The sequence below is a fragment of the Pectobacterium quasiaquaticum genome, from assembly GCF_014946775.2.
Lineage (GTDB): Bacteria > Pseudomonadota > Gammaproteobacteria > Enterobacterales > Enterobacteriaceae > Pectobacterium > Pectobacterium aquaticum.
On record NZ_CP065177.1, the window covers coordinates 4135993 to 4156057 of the forward strand.

Consider the following 20065-nt stretch of genomic DNA (forward strand, 5'->3'; position numbering starts at 1 on the left):
AGGTTGACCACGGCTAAAAACGCGACACCGACCAGTAAAGACATCCGCGGATTGATATTAAAGAAGTTATAGACGACCGCTGTAGTGGTAGGCGACATATTTCAACAGCTTAAACTGCCGAAAAATACGGCTCGGCTGGGACAGCAAACGATACAGCCATTCCAGTCCTAAGTTTTGCCACACGAGCGGGGCGCGCTTCACATGCCCGATAAAGACGTCATACGTTCCACCCACGCCCATATACAGCGCATCGGGATAGTGGTGACGACAGTCGCGCATCAGGATTTCCTGTCGTGGCGACCCCATTGCGACGGTAACAATTTGCGCACCGCTGGCGCGGATACGTTCGAACAAGGCATCGCGCTGCTCTGGCGTAAAATAGCCATCCTGACTGCCGACAATATTCACGTTCCACTGCGCCCGCAGTTTCGCTTCCGTTTGTGCCAACACATCAGGTTTGCCGCCCACCAGAAAAACCGGCGTTCCCTCCTTACCCGCTCGTGCCATTAGCGCCTCCCACAGATCAGCGCCTGCAATCCGCGTGACGTCAGCCTGCGGGTATTTGCGCCGAATAGAGCGCACGATGCTGATACCGTCCGCATACTTGTACTCAGCGCGATCGAGCAACGCACGCAGCGCGACGTCTTTTTCCGCCGTCAGCACTTTCTCTGCATTAATCGCGACGAGCGTGCCTGTTTCAACCTGCTCGCCCGTAAACAGGTAATCAACAAACTGCGCCATATTGCGAAAGCCGTGAATGGGCAAACCACGAATGGTATACAGAGGAATGGTCTCTGTGGTTTTTAACGCTGTCATACCTGCTCCGTTATCACAGGCTCCACGGTGTTGGGTGTCGGCGCGATCGGCGTGGCTCGCCTACGCATCAGACGCTGCCGGATGAGTCCGGCGCTTTCCAGCAGCCAATAGAGCAGTTTGGCAACCAGCAGACACAGACCAAATACCAGACAGAAAAACACCACACGTGAAACAAAAGAATCGACGCCTTCACGCGTCAGCACAATAATATTGAACACCGCCCCGAAGCAGAACGCCTGCAAAATAGCGGCCTTATAACGGTTGCTGTCGTTCTTCCCTAACTCGTACACCCAGTCGAACCATTTGATAACCAGCCCTACTGCAATCGCACCGAGCGGGATAAACAGCACGCCCCCCATCACCACCAGCGAGCCCAACAGCGTGGGGGAGATCGCCAGCCCAGAGTGGTTATTCAACACTTCCCAGGTGAAATAGTTCGCGCTGTTTAACACCAGATTCGGACGATCCGGCCATAGCCAGGAGGGAATAAAGACGTAGAAATCACGGGCAATCGGTGCCAGTCCCTGGAATTCAATCTTGTCGTAGTTCTGCCACAGCAGCGCCAGATTTTCCCAGGGCGAGAAGGTGTCACGGGTTAAATAGAGGAACGTATAAAAGGCGTAATCACCGCTGACGTCCAATCCATAGCGCTTCAGCGCCAGCCAGAACATCCCGACAATCCCGAACGCACCAGCCGCAACCAGCATCCAGAGCGTAATCCAGCCGCGCACAATGCCAATAAACAGAAATAGAGCGAAGGCGATAATCACATTCGCACGCGTCCCACCAACAATCACATACGTCAGCATCCCGAACGCGACCGTTCCGATGAGGAACAGTAGCCATGCACGCTGCGTCTGGCGCAGGAAATACACCACCAGCATCGCCGGAATAAAGAAGTAGAAAAAGCGTTTCAACGCCACGCCGGATACATCGCTGGAGAATATCTGGCTGTAAGAACGCAGCTTAAACAACAAGAAGCCATTGTTGAGGAAGAAAATACCGACGGTGGCGACCGCAATCAACGCCAACAGCAGCCAGGTCAGATTGGCTTCCACCCGGTTCACCGTCAGGAGTGGCGCATGCGGCGCGGAGGCTTTCTGGCGTAACCGCGTCTTATAGCTGACGTAATAGATAGCATAGAACGCCGTCGCAGACAGCATTGCCTGAAGCAGGAACTGCACGGGAACCACTTCGACGCCAAACCGGAACACCAGCACGCAGGTAAATGGAAAGCCAAAATAGAACGTCAATAAGTAGAGCAGGGAAAACAGCACGTTAAAATTAAAACGCACCCGCCGAAACTCCATCCAGGTCAGGCTCAGGATAAAGATGACTGAAATCAGGTAGACGACAAACAGACCACCAAATTGCCCCAGCGTCATGTCGGTTCTCCCGCTGCCAACGCCAGCGCATCCCGCCAGCCTTGCAGATAATTGGGATTGAAGAATGCAATCTGGTGCTTGTCGACCGATGCCAGTTGGCGCTGCGCTTCACGCACCAACGCCTCATCCAGCTCGTCACCGTAAAACAACACGGGCAGCCCTTGCTCCGTCAGATCCTGCCAGAACGGATTTTGCCGACTGATCACGAACGGCACGCCAAACTGAATCAGCAGACATAACGTCCCGATTCCCTGCTGGCGATCGAAAATAAAATAGCCCAAATCGCAGGTGCGCAGCATGTTGAGATAATCATCAAACGCCAGTTGGTCTTTCAGTAGTTGGAAATTTTTCACGCCGAACAGCGCCAAACCGTCCTTTTCCACCTGCGCGATGTAGGACGCGTTATTCGCGGGGTAACCCATCGGCACAACGACCCGCACATTTTTCCCGAACTGCTTATGAATCGCCCGCAGCACTGCCTGATGGCGATTGGTGCGATCGCCAGAATTGCCGACCAGAATCGTCATCGGCCCTGCCAGCGGTTTATCCACCTGCATGCCCGTTAGCGCTGGATCCATTCGCGTTGGGAAGTACAGCAATGACGTCGGCACGCGGGGTGAACGCTGCTGATACCACGCCAAATCGCCACGTGTGGCAAACACGTGTCCGACACGCTTTTGTGCCATACGCCGCAGCAGATAAAACAGGCGATACTTCAGGCTGCTCGCCTCTTCATACAAATCCGCCCCCCAAACGTGCCAGTAAACCTGCTCGGACTTTATTTTTCCGCTCAGCAACGCCAGCCACAGCGTGGGATTAAACTGCCCATGCAGGAAAAAGCGCATCTTGCGGTTCGCTTTGGCTCTGGCGATGACTGCCTCAGCCAGCGTTTTCTTATCCACGCAGGTTTCGATACGCAGCGCGGGGAAATCGGCCGATGAAATACCGTCGCGGGACGCTACGATAAAATGCCGAATCTGCTGCTCGGGGAGTTCCGTCGCCAGTACGTCGTTAAAAAAACGTAAAACGGTCTGGTTATGATGCGGGATGTCAGATCCCAATACATGAATCAGTGTCGTCATGCTCGCCTACGGTAAATAATGAATACGCAACAACAAAGCAAAAAATAGACCAGGTAGGTTGCCATATAGGCCTGCGCCGCACCTTGTGCGCCATAAAGCGGAATCAACCAGTGGGAAAACCCAGTCAGCAGGAGAAACTGGCTCACTTCCGTGAGCAGATAAAAGCGCAGCGCCGCTTTCGCAATGACCAGATAGCCAAAGACGTAAGCGCCCACTTTCATTACATCGCCTACCAATTGCCAAACGAAGAGATCTCGCATTGCCATGAACTCGCTGGAGAACAGCAGCCAGATGGCAAAATCTCGCAGCAGCCACACACAAAAGCTGACGCCTGCCACAACGGGCAGCACAAACTTCAGCGAGCGGACAATCTCCTGCGACAACGCGACTTTATCCGTCAGGCGCGAGAGTGTCGGCAACAAATACACGGTAAAGGAAGCAGTAATGAATTGCAGATAAGCATCGGAAATACTGCTGACGCCCTGCCAAATTCCCACTTCATCCCAGTTGTAATGTGCCGCCAGCAGGTTACGCATCATGATGTACGCAACGGGTAGCGTCACCGCGGTCATTAGCGCCATCAGCGTAAATTTGCCCAACTGCTCGGCAATCGCGCGATCCCACGCGGGTTTTAGCGATGTCAGCGCCAGCGGAGTGCGCCGATATAGCATGATGCCTGCTGGAATCACTAGCAGCGCGGGCACCAACGCCAGCCCTGCCAGTGCGCCAACATAGCCGCCCAGTTGCAGGCAGAGCCAAAAGGCCGCTAGCCCGATCAGGCTGCCACCGATAACGGCCAGCGCGTTGCCTATCGCATCCCGATAGCCTTTGAGGATCGCCAGACATAGGTTGGCGTAGGCGATACCCATTTGGATAAACGCCAGCGCCCGCACCACATCGCGATAGTCATCATGCCCAAACAGCAAATTAGCGATAGGCGTTGCAGCGGAAAGAAAGAGAATCGCCAACAGCGTGGAGAAGCCCAGCACCAGCGTGACAGACGTACCGAGCAGCGGCCTCAGCCGTTCCGGCTGTTGCTGATACTCCGCCACGTATTTAGTGACGCCGTTGAAGATCCCGGCACCGGCTAACACGCCCAACACCGTAATAAGCTGGCGGAAATTCCCTGCCATCCCCACGCCGCTAGGGCCAAAAGCGACCGCCAGCAGTTTGACAACAACCAGCCCTGCGCCGATTTTTATCAGCGTGGAACCGGCCGTCCATATCGATGCTTTCGCCAACGACATATCAGGAGAAGAAGCTCAGAATGGTATTAATCACCGTCCGCTGATTGACGTCTGACAGGTTGTAGAACAGCGGTAAACGCACCAACCGTTCGCTTTCCTGCGTGGTATAGCGATCTTCACCAGAGAAACGACCGAAGTTCAGACCGGCTGGGCAACTGTGTAGCGGAATATAATGAAAGACCGTCATAATTTCGGCTTCTTTCATGTAATTGATAAACGCACTGCGGTCATCCTGGGAACTGAGTTTGATATAAAACATGTGCGCGTTGTAAATCCCATTGGCAGGCACGGTCGGTAGGGTAATACGCCCGGCATCGGCCAGCGATTTGAATGCCACGTAGTAGTTCTGCCACAGTTTCAGACGACGTTCGTTGATCGGCCGCGCCGCTTCCAACTGTCCCCAAAGATAGGCAGCCTGAATATCCGCCATCAGGTAGCTTGAACCGATATCACGCCAAGTGTATTTATCCACTTGCCCACGGAAAAACTGGCTGCGGTTAGTGCCTTTTTCACGGATAATTTCCGCACGCTCCACCAGCCTTGCGTCATTAATCAGCGTGGCGCCGCCCTCACCGCCCGAGGTATAGTTCTTGGTTTCGTGAAAACTGAAGCAGCCAATATGGCCGATAGCGCCCAGAGCGCGGCCTTTGTAGCTGGACATCACGCCCTGCGCGGCATCTTCCACGACATATAAATCGTATTTCTTTGCCAGTGCCATAATCGCGTCCATCTCGCAGGCTACACCTGCGTAGTGAACCGGCACGATAATGCGCGTTTTTTCCGTAATTGCCGCTTCGATTTTCGTCTCATCGATATTCATGGTATCTGGGCGGATATCGACAAACACGATCTTCGCACCGCGCAGCACAAAGGCGTTGGCGGTAGAAACGAAGGTATAGCTCGGCATGATCACTTCATCGCCGGGCTTAACGTCCAACAGTATCGCAGCCATCTCCAACGAAGCGGTACAGGAAGGCGTGAGCAGGACTTTTTTACTGCCGGAATAATGTTCCAGCCACTGCTGACAACGGCGGGTAAATCCCCCATCGCCGCACAATTTACCGCTGCTCATGGCAGCCTGCATATAATCCAGTTCCGTACCGACAACCGGTGGCGCATTAAATGGAATCATGTGTTCACCTGTATAACCAATACGCCGTGCTCTCAATCGTGGCACCACGGCGAAGATAAAGACGAAGCGCCGCTACGTTGCCAACCTGCGTCGCGACCCGAAGACGTATCAATCTTTGTTGTCGACACCACATTTCCGCCAACGCCATCAGCTGTGAACCAATGCCCCGTACCGTAACGCTCGGCCAAACGCCCAGTAGCCCGATACGGGCATCCATGTCATCCATTTTACGTAGCGTGACCCATCCTTGTGGATTGCCAGCAGCATCTTCCGCCAGTAAACAGCGGTGGTCGAACGTACCGCGCACAGCATTTTCAATCCACTGCGCATAGAAGCGCCCGCTATCCTGCGGCTGATACCACGGAGAACGAAAACGGCTCAGTGCAAAAACACGTGATGCCGCATCCCTCAGGGCAGGAATATCGTCGGGTACAGCTTCACGCCAACGCGGTAGCGGCGTCACTACCCTTTCCCGTTCCAGCGACAGACTGAGATCGACCTCGCCTTCCACCAACCGAAAACCAAGATCGGCAAGCGCATCTGCCAGCACCAGATTGTCCGCCGCAATTTTGGCCTGCGTCAGCGTCAATGCATTCAGCGCATCGAGCGTCAACGCAGGTGCAGAAGGCGAAAAATTCAGTTTACCGCTGTTCATCTGGAAGAATTCACTCTCCCAGGCCAGCGGTTCAACCGTAGCGCGAATCCTCCCCTTTCCTACTGATATCGGATGGGGCATTGTGTCGCTCCTTTCTTTTCCGCCATCTGGTTTTCCAACTTCTGCTTTTCCAACTTCTGCCACAGGGTAGGTTTAGTCGCTCAACCCTAAACGTTCGCCGGTATAAGAACCATCCTGCACGCTGCGCCACCATTTTTCATTATTCAGATACCAACTGACGGTTTTTCTCATGCCCGTCTCAAACGTTTCTTCTGGACGCCAGCCCAGCTCACGTTCAATTTTCCCAGCATCGATCGCGTAACGCATATCGTGGCCGGGGCGGTCTTTCACGTAGGTGATGAGATCGCGGTAATGTTCCACACCAGCGGGTTTCTTCGGCGCCAGTTCTTCTAGCAACGCACAAATGGTCTGCACGACTTCAATGTTTTTGCGTTCGTTGTGGCCGCCGATGTTGTACGTTTCGCCGATTTCGCCTTCTGTCACCACTTTGTACAGTGCGCGAGCGTGGTCTTCGACAAACAGCCAGTCGCGGATTTGCGCACCGTCACCGTAAACCGGTAACGGTTTGCCCGCGACCGCATTCAGGATCACCAGCGGAATCAGCTTCTCAGGGAAATGGTAAGGACCGTAGTTATTCGAGCAGTTGGTGATAACCGTCGGGAACCCGTAGGTGCGCAACCAGGCGCGAACAAGGTGGTCGCTGGAGGCTTTCGATGCGGAATAAGGGCTACTTGGTGCATAAGGCGTGGTTTCTGTAAACAGATCGTCCGTCCCGTGTAGGTCACCAAACACTTCATCGGTGGAGATATGGTGAAAACGGAACGCACGCTTATCGGCATCAGCCAGGTTCTGCCAGTAGTGGCGTGCCGCCTCCAGCATGGTATAGGTGCCGACAATATTGGTTTCGATAAACGCCGCAGGGCCATCGATAGAGCGATCGACGTGGCTTTCTGCCGCCAGATGCATCACAAGCGCAGGCTGGTAAGCCGTAAAGACACGGTCCAATTCAGCACGATCGCAGATATCCACCTGCTCGAACGCGAAGCGTGAGCTATCAGCAACGGGAGCCAGCGATGACAGGTTGCCCGCATAGGTCAGCTTATCAACAACAACGACGCTGTCCTGCGTTTCCGTCAGAATATATCTGACCAAGGCCGAACCAATAAATCCTGCACCACCGGTAATTAAAATACGTTTCAACGCCATACTCCTTTGGTATCAATAACCCACTGTTGTTTCACATCTTCTGGGTTAATCACTTTAAACTGACGGTGATCAACCAACATGACCAGCACATCGGCTTCTTTTAATGCACGGCCGGTATCGACCAGCTTTACCTGTCCGGCCAACACGGACGGCAGGTGTTTGACATTCGGTTCGACGGCTAACGTCACGCCAGTATTCCACTGTGCAATCATGGACGTGATACCCACCGCAGGGCTTTCACGCAGATCGTCAATATCGGGCTTGAACGCCAGCCCAAAGCAGGCCACCGTAACCTCGCTGGCGCGTTTATCCGTTTGCGCCAGATAATCCGCCACGGCTGCTTTTACGCGATCCACCACCCAGAGCGGCTTGCCATCGTTCACCAATCTGGCGGTATGAATCAACCGGGCCTGCTGCGGATTCTGCGCCACGATAAACCAGGGGTCGACCGCAATGCAGTGCCCGCCGACGCCAGGGCCGGGTTGCAGGATATTGACGCGGGGATGGCGGTTTGCCAATCGGATAAGTTCCCATACGTTAATGTTTTGTTCGGCACAAATCAGCGAGAGCTCATTGGCAAAAGCAATATTGACGTCACGGAAGCTGTTTTCCGTCAGCTTGCACATTTCGGCGGTGCGGGAGTTAGTCACCACACACTCACCTTCAAGAAAGATTTTGTACAGTTCACTGGCGCGCGCAGAGCACACTGGGGTCATGCCGCCAATCACGCGATCGTTTTTAATCAACTCGACCACAACCTGCCCCGGCAGAACGCGTTCAGGACAATAGGCTATATTGATATCCGCTGTTTCCCCAACCTGCTGCGGAAACGTCAAGTCCGCTCGCGCCTCGGCCAGCCACTCGGCCATTTGCTCGGTTGCACCTACGGGGGATGTCGATTCCAGAATTACCAGATCGCCTTTCTTCAGAACAGGCGCGATGGATGCCGCAGCCGCCTGAACGTAGGCCAGATCGGGTTCGTGATCCCCTTTGAAGGGGGTAGGAACGGCAATCAGGAACGCATCGGCTGGCACAGGCTTTGTCAGCGCCTGAAGGTAACCCTTTTCCACTGCCACTTTGACCAACGCATCCAGATCGGGCTCGACGATATGGATTTCGCCGCGATTAATGGTTTCGACCGCCAGTTTGTTCACATCGATACCGATGACTTTTTTCTGGCGCGACGCAAACGCAGCAGCGGTGGGTAAACCGATGTAGCCCAAACCGATTACGGAAATGGTAGTAAAGCTCATAGTGTCACCTGATAATTTTTATGTCGGGCCGTCGTCGTATAACGATGTTTAAAATCGCTCCTGGCGATTTTTTAAAGCATCAACGATGCGTTGACAGGCTTGTCCATCGCCATAAGGATTATGGGCTCGACTCATTGCCTGATACGCCTCTTCATCCGTCAACAGCATAGATACCGCATCGACAATGCTCGCCACTTCCGTACCCACCAGCTTAACCGTACCGGCTTCCACCGCCTCCGGCCGCTCTGTCGTATCACGCATCACCAATACAGGCTTGCCTAATGACGGCGCTTCTTCCTGAATGCCGCCAGAGTCGGTCAAAATCATGTAAGAACGATTCATCAGATACACGAAAGGCAGATAGTCCTGCGGCGCAATCAGCATCACATTATCAATGCTGCTCAGGATACGATTCACGGGCTCGCTGACGTTAGGATTCAGATGAACCGGATACACAATTTGCACGTCAGGATGTCGGCGAGCAATATCCGCCAGCGCGTTGCAAATACGTTCAAAACCGCCGCCAAAACTTTCGCGTCGGTGTCCAGTCACCAGAATCAGCTTCTTGTTATCGTCCAAAAAGGCATATTTTTCGTCAAGGCTGCGGCGTAGCGTGGCATCCCCGAGAATACGATCGCGCACCCAGAACAGCGCATCAATGACTGTATTACCCGTCACAAAAATATGCCGATCGGACAGATGCTCACGCAGTAAATTTTGGCGTGAATTTTCCGTCGGGGCGAAATGGTACATCGCCAAATGCCCAGTCAGTTTGCGGTTAGCCTCTTCCGGCCAGGGCGAGTACAGATTGCCAGTACGCAATCCCGCTTCTACATGACCGACGGGGATACGCTGATAAAAAGCCGCCAGACTGGTTGCCAACGTCGTGGTGGTATCGCCGTGCACCAACACCAAATCCGGTTTGAACTCCGTCATAACGGGTTCCAGTCCTGATAAAATCCGGCAGGATATCTCACTGAGTCCCTGTCCCGGTCGCATAATATCCAGATCGTAATCTGGCGTAATATCGAACAAACGCAGCACCTGATCCAGCATCTCTCGGTGCTGGGCTGTTACGCAAATTTTCGATTCAAAGGCTCCATCCTGAGCCAAGGCATGAACCAGCGGCGCCATTTTTATGGCTTCCGGCCGGGTGCCGAAAACAGTCAATACTTTCACATTGAATCTCTTTAATCAGGTTAGACGCAGGCGCTCACTGAACATCAGCAAACTGGTTAGCGCGGACGACGAGCCAATGCAACACCCGCACCCACTAGCGCGCCAATCGCCCCCCACATCACCATCAGGAATGCCCGACGTGGGCTGTCACGCTTCACCGGTTCTTCCGGCGTACGCAAATAACGATATGTCTGGAAACTGCCCTCAAGCGTTAGGCCGACGTTCAGCGTCGCCAACATCGCGCGATTTTGATCGTAATCCAGTTCATAGTGCGGGCCGCTGGTCTGCAACGTTTCCAGTCGGGCTTGAAGCATCGGCCTGCCGAGCAGGAACATTTCCGATGCGGGGATTTCATCTGTTGGCGTATCCGTCTGGCTACGGCTAATACCTTGCTGCTGAGCGATTTTCAATGCCAGTTCAACGCTGCGGACTTCGCGGTCGTAAATCGCTTTTGCTACCGCTTCCTGACGCTTGATCTGCGACTTCAGGAAAATGGTTCTTGCCGCCCAGGCCCCCTTAATCTCTTCATTCAGGTGATTAGCGGCGCGCTGGCTGGCAAACGCCACATACTGACGAAGCAGCGTGTTGGAATCCGTAGCAGTTTCCGCCACCAGCTTCACGGAATCATTGGTTTTTTTCCCATCGTCACGCGGCGTAAACTGGATATTGTTGACCAGTTCATCCAACAGAGCGGCATCTGATCTCTCATCACCTTCTAGGCGCTGCTTATAATAGTCAGTCTGCAACCAGAAATCGCGGCGAGTATCGTAAGCCGCTAATTGCATGATGAATTCATCATAAGCATCAGCCGAAATAGACGGTTGCTCGGGCTGAGGCGTAGAAAAAGATCGGGCGTCGAGGTTGCGCAGGAATTGCTGCTGCGAATAATACCCGCCCAGCATATTGACCGTCGGCTTATCGGTAATCGCTGTCGCGCTCCACTCCTGTTTCACCAAATAGGAATAGCCTAGTGCGACAACGGCAAAAAGCAGGCCAATCGCTATCGGCCACACCTTTCCACGCCACAGCAGGCGAAATAACCCACGGATATCCAGCTCGTTATCAATCAACGCATTCCCGGTAGACAAATTCTCTGATTTCATTACTTCCCCAAAATTATTTGGTCAGGATGACTGCTTTTCCTCATCGGAATGCCGCATACGCCGTTTGATTCGCTTGATAAAACGGGCGACCCGCCATGCTCGTTTCAGGCAGTAGCCATACAGTAGAAATGCAAGCAAGAATAATGCCAACATGAACCATTCGGGTATAAAAAAGAAGTGTTCTCCCAACACGCCGACCGAAGCCAACAAGGCGGCAGCAAGCGTAATCAGCACAAACGCCTGGCGAGGAGAAAAACCAGCCCGCATCATTAAATGATGGATATGCTGTCGGTCAGGCGAGAACGGACTCATCCCTTTGCGCAAGCGCCGATACATAATGGCGATCATATCAATCAATGGGATCGCGATAATCCACAGTGCAGTAACCGGATTAATTGGGTGCTGGGGGCCTTGCGTCGTTTGAATCAAGAGCCAGATAGCCGTAAAGCCAATCATCGTACTACCCGCATCGCCCATAAAGACCTTGTAGCGCCGTCCAAACATGCCGAGGTTAAGCAAAATATAAGGCAACGTCGCCGCAATCATGGCAAAACACCACAATGCCAGATTCGTGTGGCCACTTAGGTACAGCAAAATGCCCATCGCCCCAAATGAGACGCAGGACAACCCGCCGAGTAACCCATCGATCCCATCCACCATATTGAACGCATTGATCGCCGCCCAAACGGCAAACAGCGTGACCAGATAGCCAAACGGCCCCAGCCCCATCTGCCATGGGCCCAAAATGTATCCCAGACTATGTAGCGTCAAGCCAGCAAACGCCATCATCACCACGGCGACAAGCGCCTGCACAACAGCACGAATTTTCACGCTGATATCAAAACGATCGTCCAGCATGCCGATAAACACCAGCACGCCCGCGCATAGCAGGTAAAGACGGAAATTGGGGATATATTGATCGGTAATAAAGTAGGTAAAGCAGATACCCGCATACACGGAGATACCACCAACCAGAGGCACAAGCCCCCGATGGCGTTTACGGTAGTTGGGACGATCGACAAGCCCTATTTTACCCGCGATGCTGCGAGCAAAAAAAATAAAGCCAAGAGAAAACAAGAAAATAAATAGTAATTCGGTACTCATAGTGAGTAAGTTCACCGTTAACAGCTGCGCTGTAGCTGTTCAGTATAGACTCGGTTTACGCCTTATATCCTATCGCCCATGTTGAACGCCAGTACAAATTGACATGATAACCGCAGCTTCCCAGTAGAAAGCCCCTTCACATCCGACCAATCGGAGGATAAAAAAAACGCCACGACCCAGCGTGGCGTTCCCCGAGTTATCCGTAATATACCCGTCATACTTCAAGCCGCATGTGCGTTGGAATACTCGGCTCATCTCTGAGCCTCGCCCTAAGGGGCCAACGCTTTGCGTTGTTCAAAACGCCAGCGTTTTGTCCTGCAACTCGCATTATTTAGGGTATATAGATGAACGCTCGGATTTATGAACGTTTCATCATATCGAAGAATTCATCATTGGTTTTCGTCATCGCCAACTTGTTGATGAGAAACTCCATCGCATCGATCTCACCCATTGGGTGGATGATCTTGCGTAGAATCCACATCTTCTGCAATTCTTCAGAGGTGGTAAGTAGTTCTTCTTTACGCGTACCAGAACGGTTGTAATCAATCGCTGGGAACACGCGTTTTTCTGCAATTTTACGCGCCAGGTGCAGTTCCATATTACCTGTACCTTTAAATTCTTCGTAAATCACTTCATCCATCTTAGAACCGGTATCAACCAGCGCAGTGGCAATGATTGTCAGGCTACCGCCTTCCTCAACGTTACGCGCCGCACCGAAGAAACGCTTCGGACGATGCAGGGCGTTAGCATCCACACCACCGGTCAACACTTTGCCCGAAGCCGGAACCACGGTGTTGTAAGCACGCGCCAGACGAGTAATAGAGTCCAGCAGGATGATAACGTCTTTCTTATGCTCAACCAGACGCTTCGCTTTTTCGATCACCATTTCAGCAACCTGAACGTGACGAGAAGCGGGTTCGTCAAACGTTGACGCCACCACTTCGCCTTTCACCAGACGCTGCATCTCGGTCACTTCTTCCGGACGTTCGTCAATCAGCAGTACCATCAGCACGCAATCAGGATGGTTGTAAGCGATGCTCTGCGCGATGTTCTGCAGCAGCATGGTTTTACCCGCTTTTGGCGGTGCAACGATCAGACCACGTTGACCACGGCCGATCGGCGAAGCCAGATCCAGCACACGCGCCGTTAGATCTTCTGTCGAACCATTACCACGTTCCATACGCAGACGAGAGTTTGCGTGCAGCGGCGTTAAGTTTTCGAACAGGATCTTGTTGCGGGCATTTTCAGGTTTGTCGTAGTTGACTTCGTTAACTTTCAGCAGTGCAAAGTAGCGTTCACCTTCTTTCGGCGGACGAATTTTGCCAGAAATAGTGTCACCAGTGCGAAGGTTAAAACGGCGGATTTGGCTGGGAGAAACGTAGATATCATCGGGGCCTGCGAGGTAGGAGCTGTCTGCGGAGCGAAGAAAGCCGAAGCCATCCTGCAATATCTCCAGCACACCATCGCCGAAAATATCCTCGCCGCTTTTGGCATGCTGTTTCAGAATAGCGAAGATAATATCCTGTTTGCGCATGCGGGCCTGGTTTTCCAGTCCCATATTTTCGCCAAGAGTAATTAACTCAGAAACTGGCGTATTCTTTAATTCGGTAAGATTCATAGTGGTGGGTTCTTTAACTCGGGGTAAATCTCGAACGATAACGTGAATGGTATGGCAGGATCATCCGTGCCTCTATAACAGCCTTCAACCACCGGATTCCTGTCTGGTTTCACACCTGAAGCGCATGACATCCGCGCAAAACAACATCCGCATAAACGATATCCGCATAAATCAACGGCAGGAGATCGAAGACACATAAAACCAAGTATTATAAAACTAGTAGACTGCCTAAATCGGATCACAAAGGTGTTGTAAAACAATTACTTTACTTTGCAAAAAAATCATTTTGTAAAATGATCATTTTGTAAAACAACGACTTTTCGATTTAGACACAGAATAATGCTTTAGACTCTAACTTTTAGGCTTAAGCCTAAGGACTTAAACATAGGCAAGTACGATATGCAGTGATGAAGAATCTAGCACGCTTCCCGACGAGCGGCAAGCAGTCAATATGAGAATTACATATTGCCCAATTGCGCCCGTCGACAATCCCCTTTCGCAGGGGTCAGCTAATTACAGATTCGCCGTCAGGAACTCTTTCAGTTGCCCTTTGGACAGTGCGCCGACTTTCGTCGCTGCGACTTCGCCGTTTTTAAACAGCAGCAGAGTAGGGATACCACGAATACCATATTTCGGCGCAGTCGCTGGGTTTTCATCGATGTTCAGTTTGGTAACCGTCAGTTTACCTTCAAACTCTTCGGCAATTTCATCTAGAATAGGAGCGATCATTTTGCAAGGACCACACCACTCAGCCCAGAAATCAACCAAGATTGCGCCCTCAGCTTGCAATACTTTCGTGCCGAAGCTGTCATCAGTCAGGTGAATTATTTTATCGCTCATATTTTACTCCGCAGGATTATTTCTACCTTGTTGGTGTAGCATTAACCAACAACGGGTTGACTTTATTTCACCGGATACGCTTTCGTAAAGCAATAGTTAGCTGATATTCTACCACACTATGAGCAAAACACACTTAACTGAACAGAAGTTTTCCGACTTCGCCCTGCACCCGCAGGTTATCGAAGCTCTTGAAAGTAAAGGGTTTCATAACTGTACGCCTATTCAGGCGTTAGCTCTGCCATTGGCTTTGTCAGGGCGTGATGTTGCGGGTCAGGCGCAAACCGGTACCGGCAAGACGCTGGCTTTTCTTGCGTCTACTTTCCATTATTTGCTTTCACACCCTGCAAATGCAGAGCGTCAGACCAACCAGCCACGTGCTTTAATTATGGCACCAACCCGTGAACTGGCTGTCCAGATTCACTCTGATGCAGAAGCGCTGTCTCAGGCAACTGGGCTAAAATTAGGTTTAGCCTACGGTGGCGACGGCTACGACAAACAGCTTAAAGTGCTGGAAAGCGGCGTTGATATTCTGATCGGCACCACCGGTCGCCTGATCGACTACGCCAAACAGAACCATATCAATCTCGGCGCGATTCAGGTTGTCGTGCTGGACGAAGCCGATCGCATGTACGATCTCGGCTTCATCAAAGACATTCGCTGGCTATTCCGCCGCATGCCCGCAGCGGCACAGCGCCTGAACATGCTCTTTTCCGCTACGCTCTCCTACCGGGTGCGTGAACTCGCGTTTGAACAGATGAATAACGCCGAGTACGTGGAAGTCGAACCGGAGCAGAAAACCGGCCATCGTATTACAGAAGAACTGTTTTATCCGTCCAACGAAGAAAAAATGCGCCTGCTTCAGACACTGCTGGAAGAAGAGTGGCCGGACCGCTGCATTATTTTCGCAAATACCAAGCATCGCTGCGAAGACGTCTGGGGCCATCTTGCTGCCGATGGCCATCGCGTTGGGTTGCTGACAGGCGACGTCGCGCAGAAAAAACGCCTGCGTATTTTGGAAGAATTTACCCAAGGTAATCTGGATATTCTGGTGGCAACGGACGTGGCAGCACGCGGTTTGCACATTCCTTCTGTGACCCACGTTTTCAACTACGATCTGCCGGATGACTGCGAAGACTACGTTCACCGTATTGGTCGTACGGGCCGTGCGGGACAAAGCGGATTCTCTATCAGCCTGGCCTGTGAAGAGTACGCGCTGAATCTCCCAGCTATCGAAACCTATATCGGTCACGGTATCCCAGTCAGCAAATACAACAGTGACGCACTGATGAGTGATTTACCTGCGCCGAAGCGTTTAACGCGTCCACCGCGTTCCAATAATGGCCCGCGCCGACACAATGCGCCGCGCCGCAGCGGAGCGCCCCGTAATAACCGTAAACGAGCGGAATAACCGTCGATGCTGAGCTCTTCTTCACTTTACGCTGCCATCGATCTCGGCTCGAACAGCTTCCATATGCTGGTCACCCGGGAAACCGCAGGCAGCATTCAGACGCTGGCGAAAATAAAGCGTAAAGTCCGCCTTGCGGCAGGACTGGATAAGCAGAATCGGCTCTCGCAGGAAGCGATGCAGCGCGGCTGGCAGTGCCTACAATTGTTCTCCGAGCGTTTGCAGGACATTCCTCAAGATCAGGTGCGCGTCGTCGCGACCGCAACCCTGCGGCTGGCAACGAACGCTGACGAGTTTCTGCAACGGGCTCAGGAAATTTTGGGCTTGCCGATTCAGGTTATCAGCGGTGAAGAAGAAGCACGCTTGATTTATCAAGGCGTGGCACATACGACAGGCGGCCCAGATGCGCGCCTTGTTGTAGATATTGGCGGCGGCAGTACCGAACTGGCAACGGGAATCGGCGCAAAAGCGACCCAGTTGATCAGCCTCCCGATGGGATGTGTAACCTGGCTGGATCGCTATTTCAGCGACCGCAATCTGGAAGCCGGTAACTTTGAACGCGCTGAACAGGCGGCACGTGACATGCTGCGTCCTGTCGCGACTTCTCTGCGCGAGCAGGGCTGGCAAATTTGCGTCGGTGCTTCCGGCACAGTCCAAGCGCTACAGGAAATTATGGTCGCGCAGGGAATGGATGAATACATTACTCTGCCGAAGCTCAGACAGCTTAAAGAGCATGCGATTCAGTGCGATAAGCTGGAAGAATTGGAAATTGATGGCCTGACGCTGGAACGCGCGCTGGTTTTCCCCAGCGGATTAGCCATTCTGCTGGCGATCTTCCAGGAGCTTGACATCAAAACGATGACGCTGGCCGGAGGCGCGCTGCGTGAAGGACTGGTCTATGGCATGTTGCATCTGCCCGTCGATCAGGATATTCGTCATCGTACGTTAGCAACACTGCAGCGCCGCTATCTGCTGGATACCGAACAGGCTAAACGCGTTAGCACACTGGCGGACAACTTTCTGCAGCAGGTTGCCCGTGACTGGCAGTTAGATAGCCGATGTCGCGAGTTACTGCGCAGCGCCTGTCTGGTTCATGAAATTGGTTTGAGCATCGATTTTCGCCAATCGCCCCAGCATGCAGCCTACTTGATTCGCCATAGCGATCTCCCTGGCTTTACACCCGCCCAGAAGAAATTGTTAGCTACGCTCCTGCAAAACCAGATTAACCCTGTCGATTTAATGCCGCTCAGCCAGCAAAATGCGCTGCCGATCAATCAGGCACAGCGCCTTTGCCGCCTGTTGCGTCTGGCGATTATTTTTGCCAGCCGCCGCCGCGATGACACGCTGCCAGCAGTACGGTTGCGCGTAGAAGGCGAAGCATTGCGTTTGATTCTGCCCGCTGGCTGGCTGGCTCAGCACCCGTTAAGGACAGAAATGCTGGAACAGGAAAGCCGCTGGCAGAGCTACGTACACTGGCCGCTGATGCTGGAAGAAACCCCAGCTTAACGGATATAAAAGGGGGGATGATTATTCCCCTTTTGCTTTTGCCAACATCGCCCGAATATTAGCGACGTTCGTCTGACCTTTCTGCATACGCTCTTGTGCGCTCACCACTTTTCTTTCCGTTTCCCACACCACATCATCCTGCGGCAGTTCAAGCAGGAAGCGACTCGGCTCAGGGCGCACCAACTCACCATACTGGCGGCGTTCTTTGCACAATGTGAAGAACAGTTCACGCTGAGCACGCGTAATCCCCACGTATGCCAGACGGCGCTCTTCGTCGACGTTATCTTCATCAATGCTGCTCTGGTGCGGCAACAGACCTTCTTCCATCCCAACTAAAAAGACGTACGGGAATTCCAAGCCTTTGGACGCATGTAGCGTCATTAGCTGAACCTGATCCAGTTCCTCTTCACTCTCTCCCCGTTCCATCATGTCCCGCAGCGTGAAGCGCGTTACGACCTGCGTTAGCGTCATCGGCTCATCCAGATCGGATCCTTCCAGCATTTCCGTCATCCAACTGAATAGCTGATTGACGTTCTTCATCCGCATTTCTGCGGCTTTTGGGCTCGGCGAGGTTTCATACAGCCAGCTTTCGTAGTCCAGCCCATGAATCAGGTCGCGCACGGCGGCAACCGGTTCACGCTCTGCCAGACGGGCGATTTCCGCCAGCCACTGGGTAAACCGTTGCAGGGACTCCAACCCACGACCGGTCAGCGTCTGGCTCAGCCCGAGATCAAAACTCGCGCTGAACAGACCTTTATTGCGCTGCCCTGCCCACTCGCCTAGCTTCTTCATCGTCGCCGGGCCAATCTCACGCTTGGGCGTGTTCACAATACGTAAGAACGCGCTGTCATCGTCCGGGTTGGTCAGTACGCGCAGGTAAGCCAGTAAATCTTTGATTTCAGGTCGGGAGAAAAACGACGTGCCGCCGGAGATACGATACGGAATACGGTTCTGCATCAGCATCTTTTCAAACAGACGCGATTGATGGTTGCCACGATACAAAATGGCATAGTCGCCGTACTGGGTCTTTTTAATAAAGTGATGAGCAATCAGCTCACCAACGACCCGCTCCGCTTCGTGATCTTCATTGTTAGCGGTAATCACTTTGAGTTCATCACCGTAACCCAGCTCCGAGAACAGACGCTTTTCAAAAACGTGCGGGTTATTGGCGATGAGAATATTGGCGGCTTTCAGAATACGTCCGGATGAGCGGTAGTTTTGTTCCAGCTTGATCACGTCAAGCGCGGGGAAATCCTGCTGTAGCAACACCAGATTCTGCGGTCGCGCACCACGCCAGGAGTAAATTGACTGATCGTCATCGCCTACGACGGTAAAACGCGCGCGGGTGCCAACCAGTAGCTTAATAAGCTCATACTGGCTGGTGTTGGTGTCCTGATACTCATCCACCAGCAGGTAACGTAAGCGGTTCTGCCAGCGTTCACGTACCTCTGCGTTCTGCTTCAGCAACAGCGTGGGCAGCAAAATCAGATCGTCGAAGTCCAGTACGTTGCAGGCACGCAGGTGGTCGTGATAGAGCGAATAGCAATGCACAAACAGCTTGTCGCGTTCGGAGCGAGCGGTTGCTGCCGCACCGGCAGGATCGATCAGATCGTTTTTCCAGTTTGAGATCGTCGAGATCAGCTGTTGCAGCAGAACCTTATCGTTTTCCAGCCACTGTTCCGTCAGCTCTTTCAGCAGCGCCATCTGGTCCTGATCGTCAAACAGGGAAAAATTGGATTTCATGCCCAACGCGACGTATTCACGTTTGATGATCTCCAACCCCAGCGTATGGAAGGTCGCGATCATCAACCCACGCGTTTCTTTACGCCCCAGCGTCTGTGCCACGCGCTCCTTCATCTCTCGTGCCGCTTTGTTGGTAAACGTCACAGCGGCAATGTGCTTAGCCTGATAGCCACACTGGCGAATAAGGTGCGCGATTTTGTTGGTGATAACGCGGGTCTTGCCTGAACCTGCGCCCGCCAGCACCAGACAAGGTCCGGTGACGAATTCGACGGCGTGTTGTTGGCTGGGGTTTAAGCGCATAACAATCTTGCTCACTCATAAAACGGAAGGCGATTGTAGCAGAAAGCCGTATCGATCTTGACCAGGGATTTGTTATTAAGGAAAGCACATCGCAGTCCACATCTTGCGTTGCAAATGTTACATTGCGCGCCGGAATCTCTTTTGCAAAAAAGGTAATAACATGGCAAATACCGCAGCAGCCCTACACATCCTGGTAGACACTGAGCAGGAAGCTAATGACATTCTTGCGCAACTGGAAAAAGGTGCAGACTTCCAGAAACTGGCACAGAAGCACTCAACCTGCCCGTCAAAACGCAACGGCGGCGATTTAGGTGAGTTTCGTAAAGGCGACATGGTGCCAGCGTTCGATAAGGCAGTGTTTTCCTGCGAATTGCTGAAACCGTTTGGTCCAGTGAAAACCCAGTTTGGCTACCATGTGATCAAAGTGCTTTACCGCAATTAAGCTGCACCGCCACTCAGTCGTCACGCCG

At 52.7% G+C, this 20065-nt stretch carries 17 protein-coding genes; 3 read left to right on the forward strand and 14 right to left on the reverse strand.

What is annotated here, in order from left to right:
- Window positions 1-66: 66 nt before the first annotated feature.
- From wecG to trxA, 13 genes are all read right to left on the reverse strand, one after another.
- Complete coding sequence (gene wecG, locus IG609_RS18950) at window positions 67-816, reverse strand: lipopolysaccharide N-acetylmannosaminouronosyltransferase (protein WP_193400683.1); 750 nt, start codon at window positions 814-816, stop codon at window positions 67-69.
- Entirely contained in the window at window positions 813-2201 is a 1389-nt protein-coding gene (gene wzyE, locus IG609_RS18955; RefSeq protein WP_193400681.1) for an ECA oligosaccharide polymerase, read from the reverse strand. The genes wecG and wzyE overlap by 4 nt, the downstream gene beginning before the upstream one ends.
- On the reverse strand, window positions 2198-3283 hold the full coding sequence (locus IG609_RS18960) for a TDP-N-acetylfucosamine:lipid II N-acetylfucosaminyltransferase (protein WP_193399243.1): 1086 nt from the start codon (window positions 3281-3283) through the stop codon (window positions 2198-2200). Before IG609_RS18960 ends, wzyE begins: the two co-directional genes overlap by 4 nt.
- Complete coding sequence (gene wzxE / locus IG609_RS18965) at window positions 3280-4530, reverse strand: lipid III flippase WzxE (protein ID WP_193399244.1); 1251 nt, start codon at window positions 4528-4530, stop codon at window positions 3280-3282. Before wzxE ends, IG609_RS18960 begins: the two co-directional genes overlap by 4 nt.
- Before the next feature lies 1 nt (window position 4531).
- Complete coding sequence (gene rffA, locus IG609_RS18970; RefSeq protein WP_193399245.1) at window positions 4532-5662, reverse strand: dTDP-4-amino-4,6-dideoxygalactose transaminase; 1131 nt, start codon at window positions 5660-5662, stop codon at window positions 4532-4534.
- 4 nt (window positions 5663-5666) lie between these two features.
- Entirely contained in the window at window positions 5667-6398 is a 732-nt protein-coding gene (wecD, locus tag IG609_RS18975; protein WP_193400183.1) for a dTDP-4-amino-4,6-dideoxy-D-galactose acyltransferase, read from the reverse strand.
- Window positions 6399-6470: 72 nt separating this feature from the next.
- A complete protein-coding gene (gene rffG, locus IG609_RS18980; protein ID WP_189644263.1) occupies window positions 6471-7544 on the reverse strand; it encodes a dTDP-glucose 4,6-dehydratase in 1074 nt (357 codons plus the stop codon).
- Window positions 7535-8797, reverse strand: a complete 1263-nt coding sequence (gene wecC, locus IG609_RS18985) for a UDP-N-acetyl-D-mannosamine dehydrogenase (protein WP_193399247.1) — start codon at window positions 8795-8797, stop codon at window positions 7535-7537. The genes rffG and wecC overlap by 10 nt, the downstream gene beginning before the upstream one ends.
- A gap of 48 nt (window positions 8798-8845) precedes the next feature.
- Window positions 8846-9976, reverse strand: a complete 1131-nt coding sequence (gene wecB, locus IG609_RS18990; RefSeq protein ID WP_193399248.1) for a non-hydrolyzing UDP-N-acetylglucosamine 2-epimerase — start codon at window positions 9974-9976, stop codon at window positions 8846-8848.
- A gap of 56 nt (window positions 9977-10032) precedes the next feature.
- The gene (gene wzzE, locus IG609_RS18995; protein ID WP_193399249.1) at window positions 10033-11079 is read right to left on the reverse strand and encodes an ECA polysaccharide chain length modulation protein; all 1047 of its coding nucleotides are present in this window, start codon (window positions 11077-11079) and stop codon (window positions 10033-10035) included.
- 21 nt (window positions 11080-11100) lie between these two features.
- Complete coding sequence (gene wecA / locus IG609_RS19000) at window positions 11101-12198, reverse strand: UDP-N-acetylglucosamine--undecaprenyl-phosphate N-acetylglucosaminephosphotransferase (RefSeq protein ID WP_193399250.1); 1098 nt, start codon at window positions 12196-12198, stop codon at window positions 11101-11103.
- Between the two features lie 343 nt (window positions 12199-12541).
- Window positions 12542-13801, reverse strand: coding sequence for a transcription termination factor Rho (rho, locus tag IG609_RS19005; RefSeq protein ID WP_010283881.1), 1260 nt, complete (start codon window positions 13799-13801; stop codon window positions 12542-12544).
- 513 nt (window positions 13802-14314) lie between these two features.
- The gene (gene trxA, locus IG609_RS19010; RefSeq protein ID WP_010283883.1) at window positions 14315-14641 is read right to left on the reverse strand and encodes a thioredoxin TrxA; all 327 of its coding nucleotides are present in this window, start codon (window positions 14639-14641) and stop codon (window positions 14315-14317) included.
- 118 nt (window positions 14642-14759) lie between these two features.
- Between trxA and rhlB the strand changes: the two genes are divergently transcribed.
- The gene (rhlB, locus tag IG609_RS19015) at window positions 14760-16049 is read left to right on the forward strand and encodes an ATP-dependent RNA helicase RhlB (RefSeq protein ID WP_193399251.1); all 1290 of its coding nucleotides are present in this window, start codon (window positions 14760-14762) and stop codon (window positions 16047-16049) included.
- Between the two features lie 6 nt (window positions 16050-16055).
- A complete protein-coding gene (gene ppx / locus IG609_RS19020) occupies window positions 16056-17552 on the forward strand; it encodes an exopolyphosphatase (protein ID WP_193399252.1) in 1497 nt (498 codons plus the stop codon).
- A gap of 21 nt (window positions 17553-17573) precedes the next feature.
- Here ppx and rep read toward each other — a convergent pair whose 3' ends face one another.
- Window positions 17574-19595: a DNA helicase Rep gene (gene rep, locus IG609_RS19025; protein WP_193399253.1), complete on the reverse strand. Its 2022-nt coding sequence runs from the start codon at window positions 19593-19595 to the stop codon at window positions 17574-17576.
- 160 nt (window positions 19596-19755) lie between these two features.
- Here rep and ppiC point away from each other — a divergent pair, with 160 nt between their 5' ends.
- Window positions 19756-20037: a peptidylprolyl isomerase PpiC gene (gene ppiC / locus IG609_RS19030; protein WP_010294655.1), complete on the forward strand. Its 282-nt coding sequence runs from the start codon at window positions 19756-19758 to the stop codon at window positions 20035-20037.
- Window positions 20038-20065 lie beyond the last annotated feature (28 nt).

Bases quoted from the DNA above. Each gene is read 5' to 3' on its own strand.
- wecC (WP_193399247.1), bottom strand. From the start codon at position 8,797: ATGAGCTTTACTACCATTTCCGTAATCGGTTTGGGCTACATCGGTTTA.
- IG609_RS18960 (WP_193399243.1), bottom strand. From the start codon at position 3,283: ATGACGACACTGATTCATGTATTGGGATCTGACATCCCGCATCATAAC.
- wzxE (WP_193399244.1), bottom strand. From the start codon at position 4,530: ATGTCGTTGGCGAAAGCATCGATATGGACGGCCGGTTCCACGCTGATA.
- wecD (WP_193400183.1), bottom strand. From the start codon at position 6,398: ATGCCCCATCCGATATCAGTAGGAAAGGGGAGGATTCGCGCTACGGTT.
- rho (WP_010283881.1), bottom strand. From the start codon at position 13,801: ATGAATCTTACCGAATTAAAGAATACGCCAGTTTCTGAGTTAATTACT.
- rep (WP_193399253.1), bottom strand. From the start codon at position 19,595: ATGCGCTTAAACCCCAGCCAACAACACGCCGTCGAATTCGTCACCGGA.
- wecG (WP_193400683.1), bottom strand. From the start codon at position 816: ATGACAGCGTTAAAAACCACAGAGACCATTCCTCTGTATACCATTCGT.
- wzyE (WP_193400681.1), bottom strand. From the start codon at position 2,201: ATGACGCTGGGGCAATTTGGTGGTCTGTTTGTCGTCTACCTGATTTCA.
- ppx (WP_193399252.1), top strand. From the start codon at position 16,056: ATGCTGAGCTCTTCTTCACTTTACGCTGCCATCGATCTCGGCTCGAAC.
- wzzE (WP_193399249.1), bottom strand. From the start codon at position 11,079: ATGAAATCAGAGAATTTGTCTACCGGGAATGCGTTGATTGATAACGAG.
- rhlB (WP_193399251.1), top strand. From the start codon at position 14,760: ATGAGCAAAACACACTTAACTGAACAGAAGTTTTCCGACTTCGCCCTG.
- trxA (WP_010283883.1), bottom strand. From the start codon at position 14,641: ATGAGCGATAAAATAATTCACCTGACTGATGACAGCTTCGGCACGAAA.
- rffA (WP_193399245.1), bottom strand. From the start codon at position 5,662: ATGATTCCATTTAATGCGCCACCGGTTGTCGGTACGGAACTGGATTAT.
- rffG (WP_189644263.1), bottom strand. From the start codon at position 7,544: ATGGCGTTGAAACGTATTTTAATTACCGGTGGTGCAGGATTTATTGGT.
- ppiC (WP_010294655.1), top strand. From the start codon at position 19,756: ATGGCAAATACCGCAGCAGCCCTACACATCCTGGTAGACACTGAGCAG.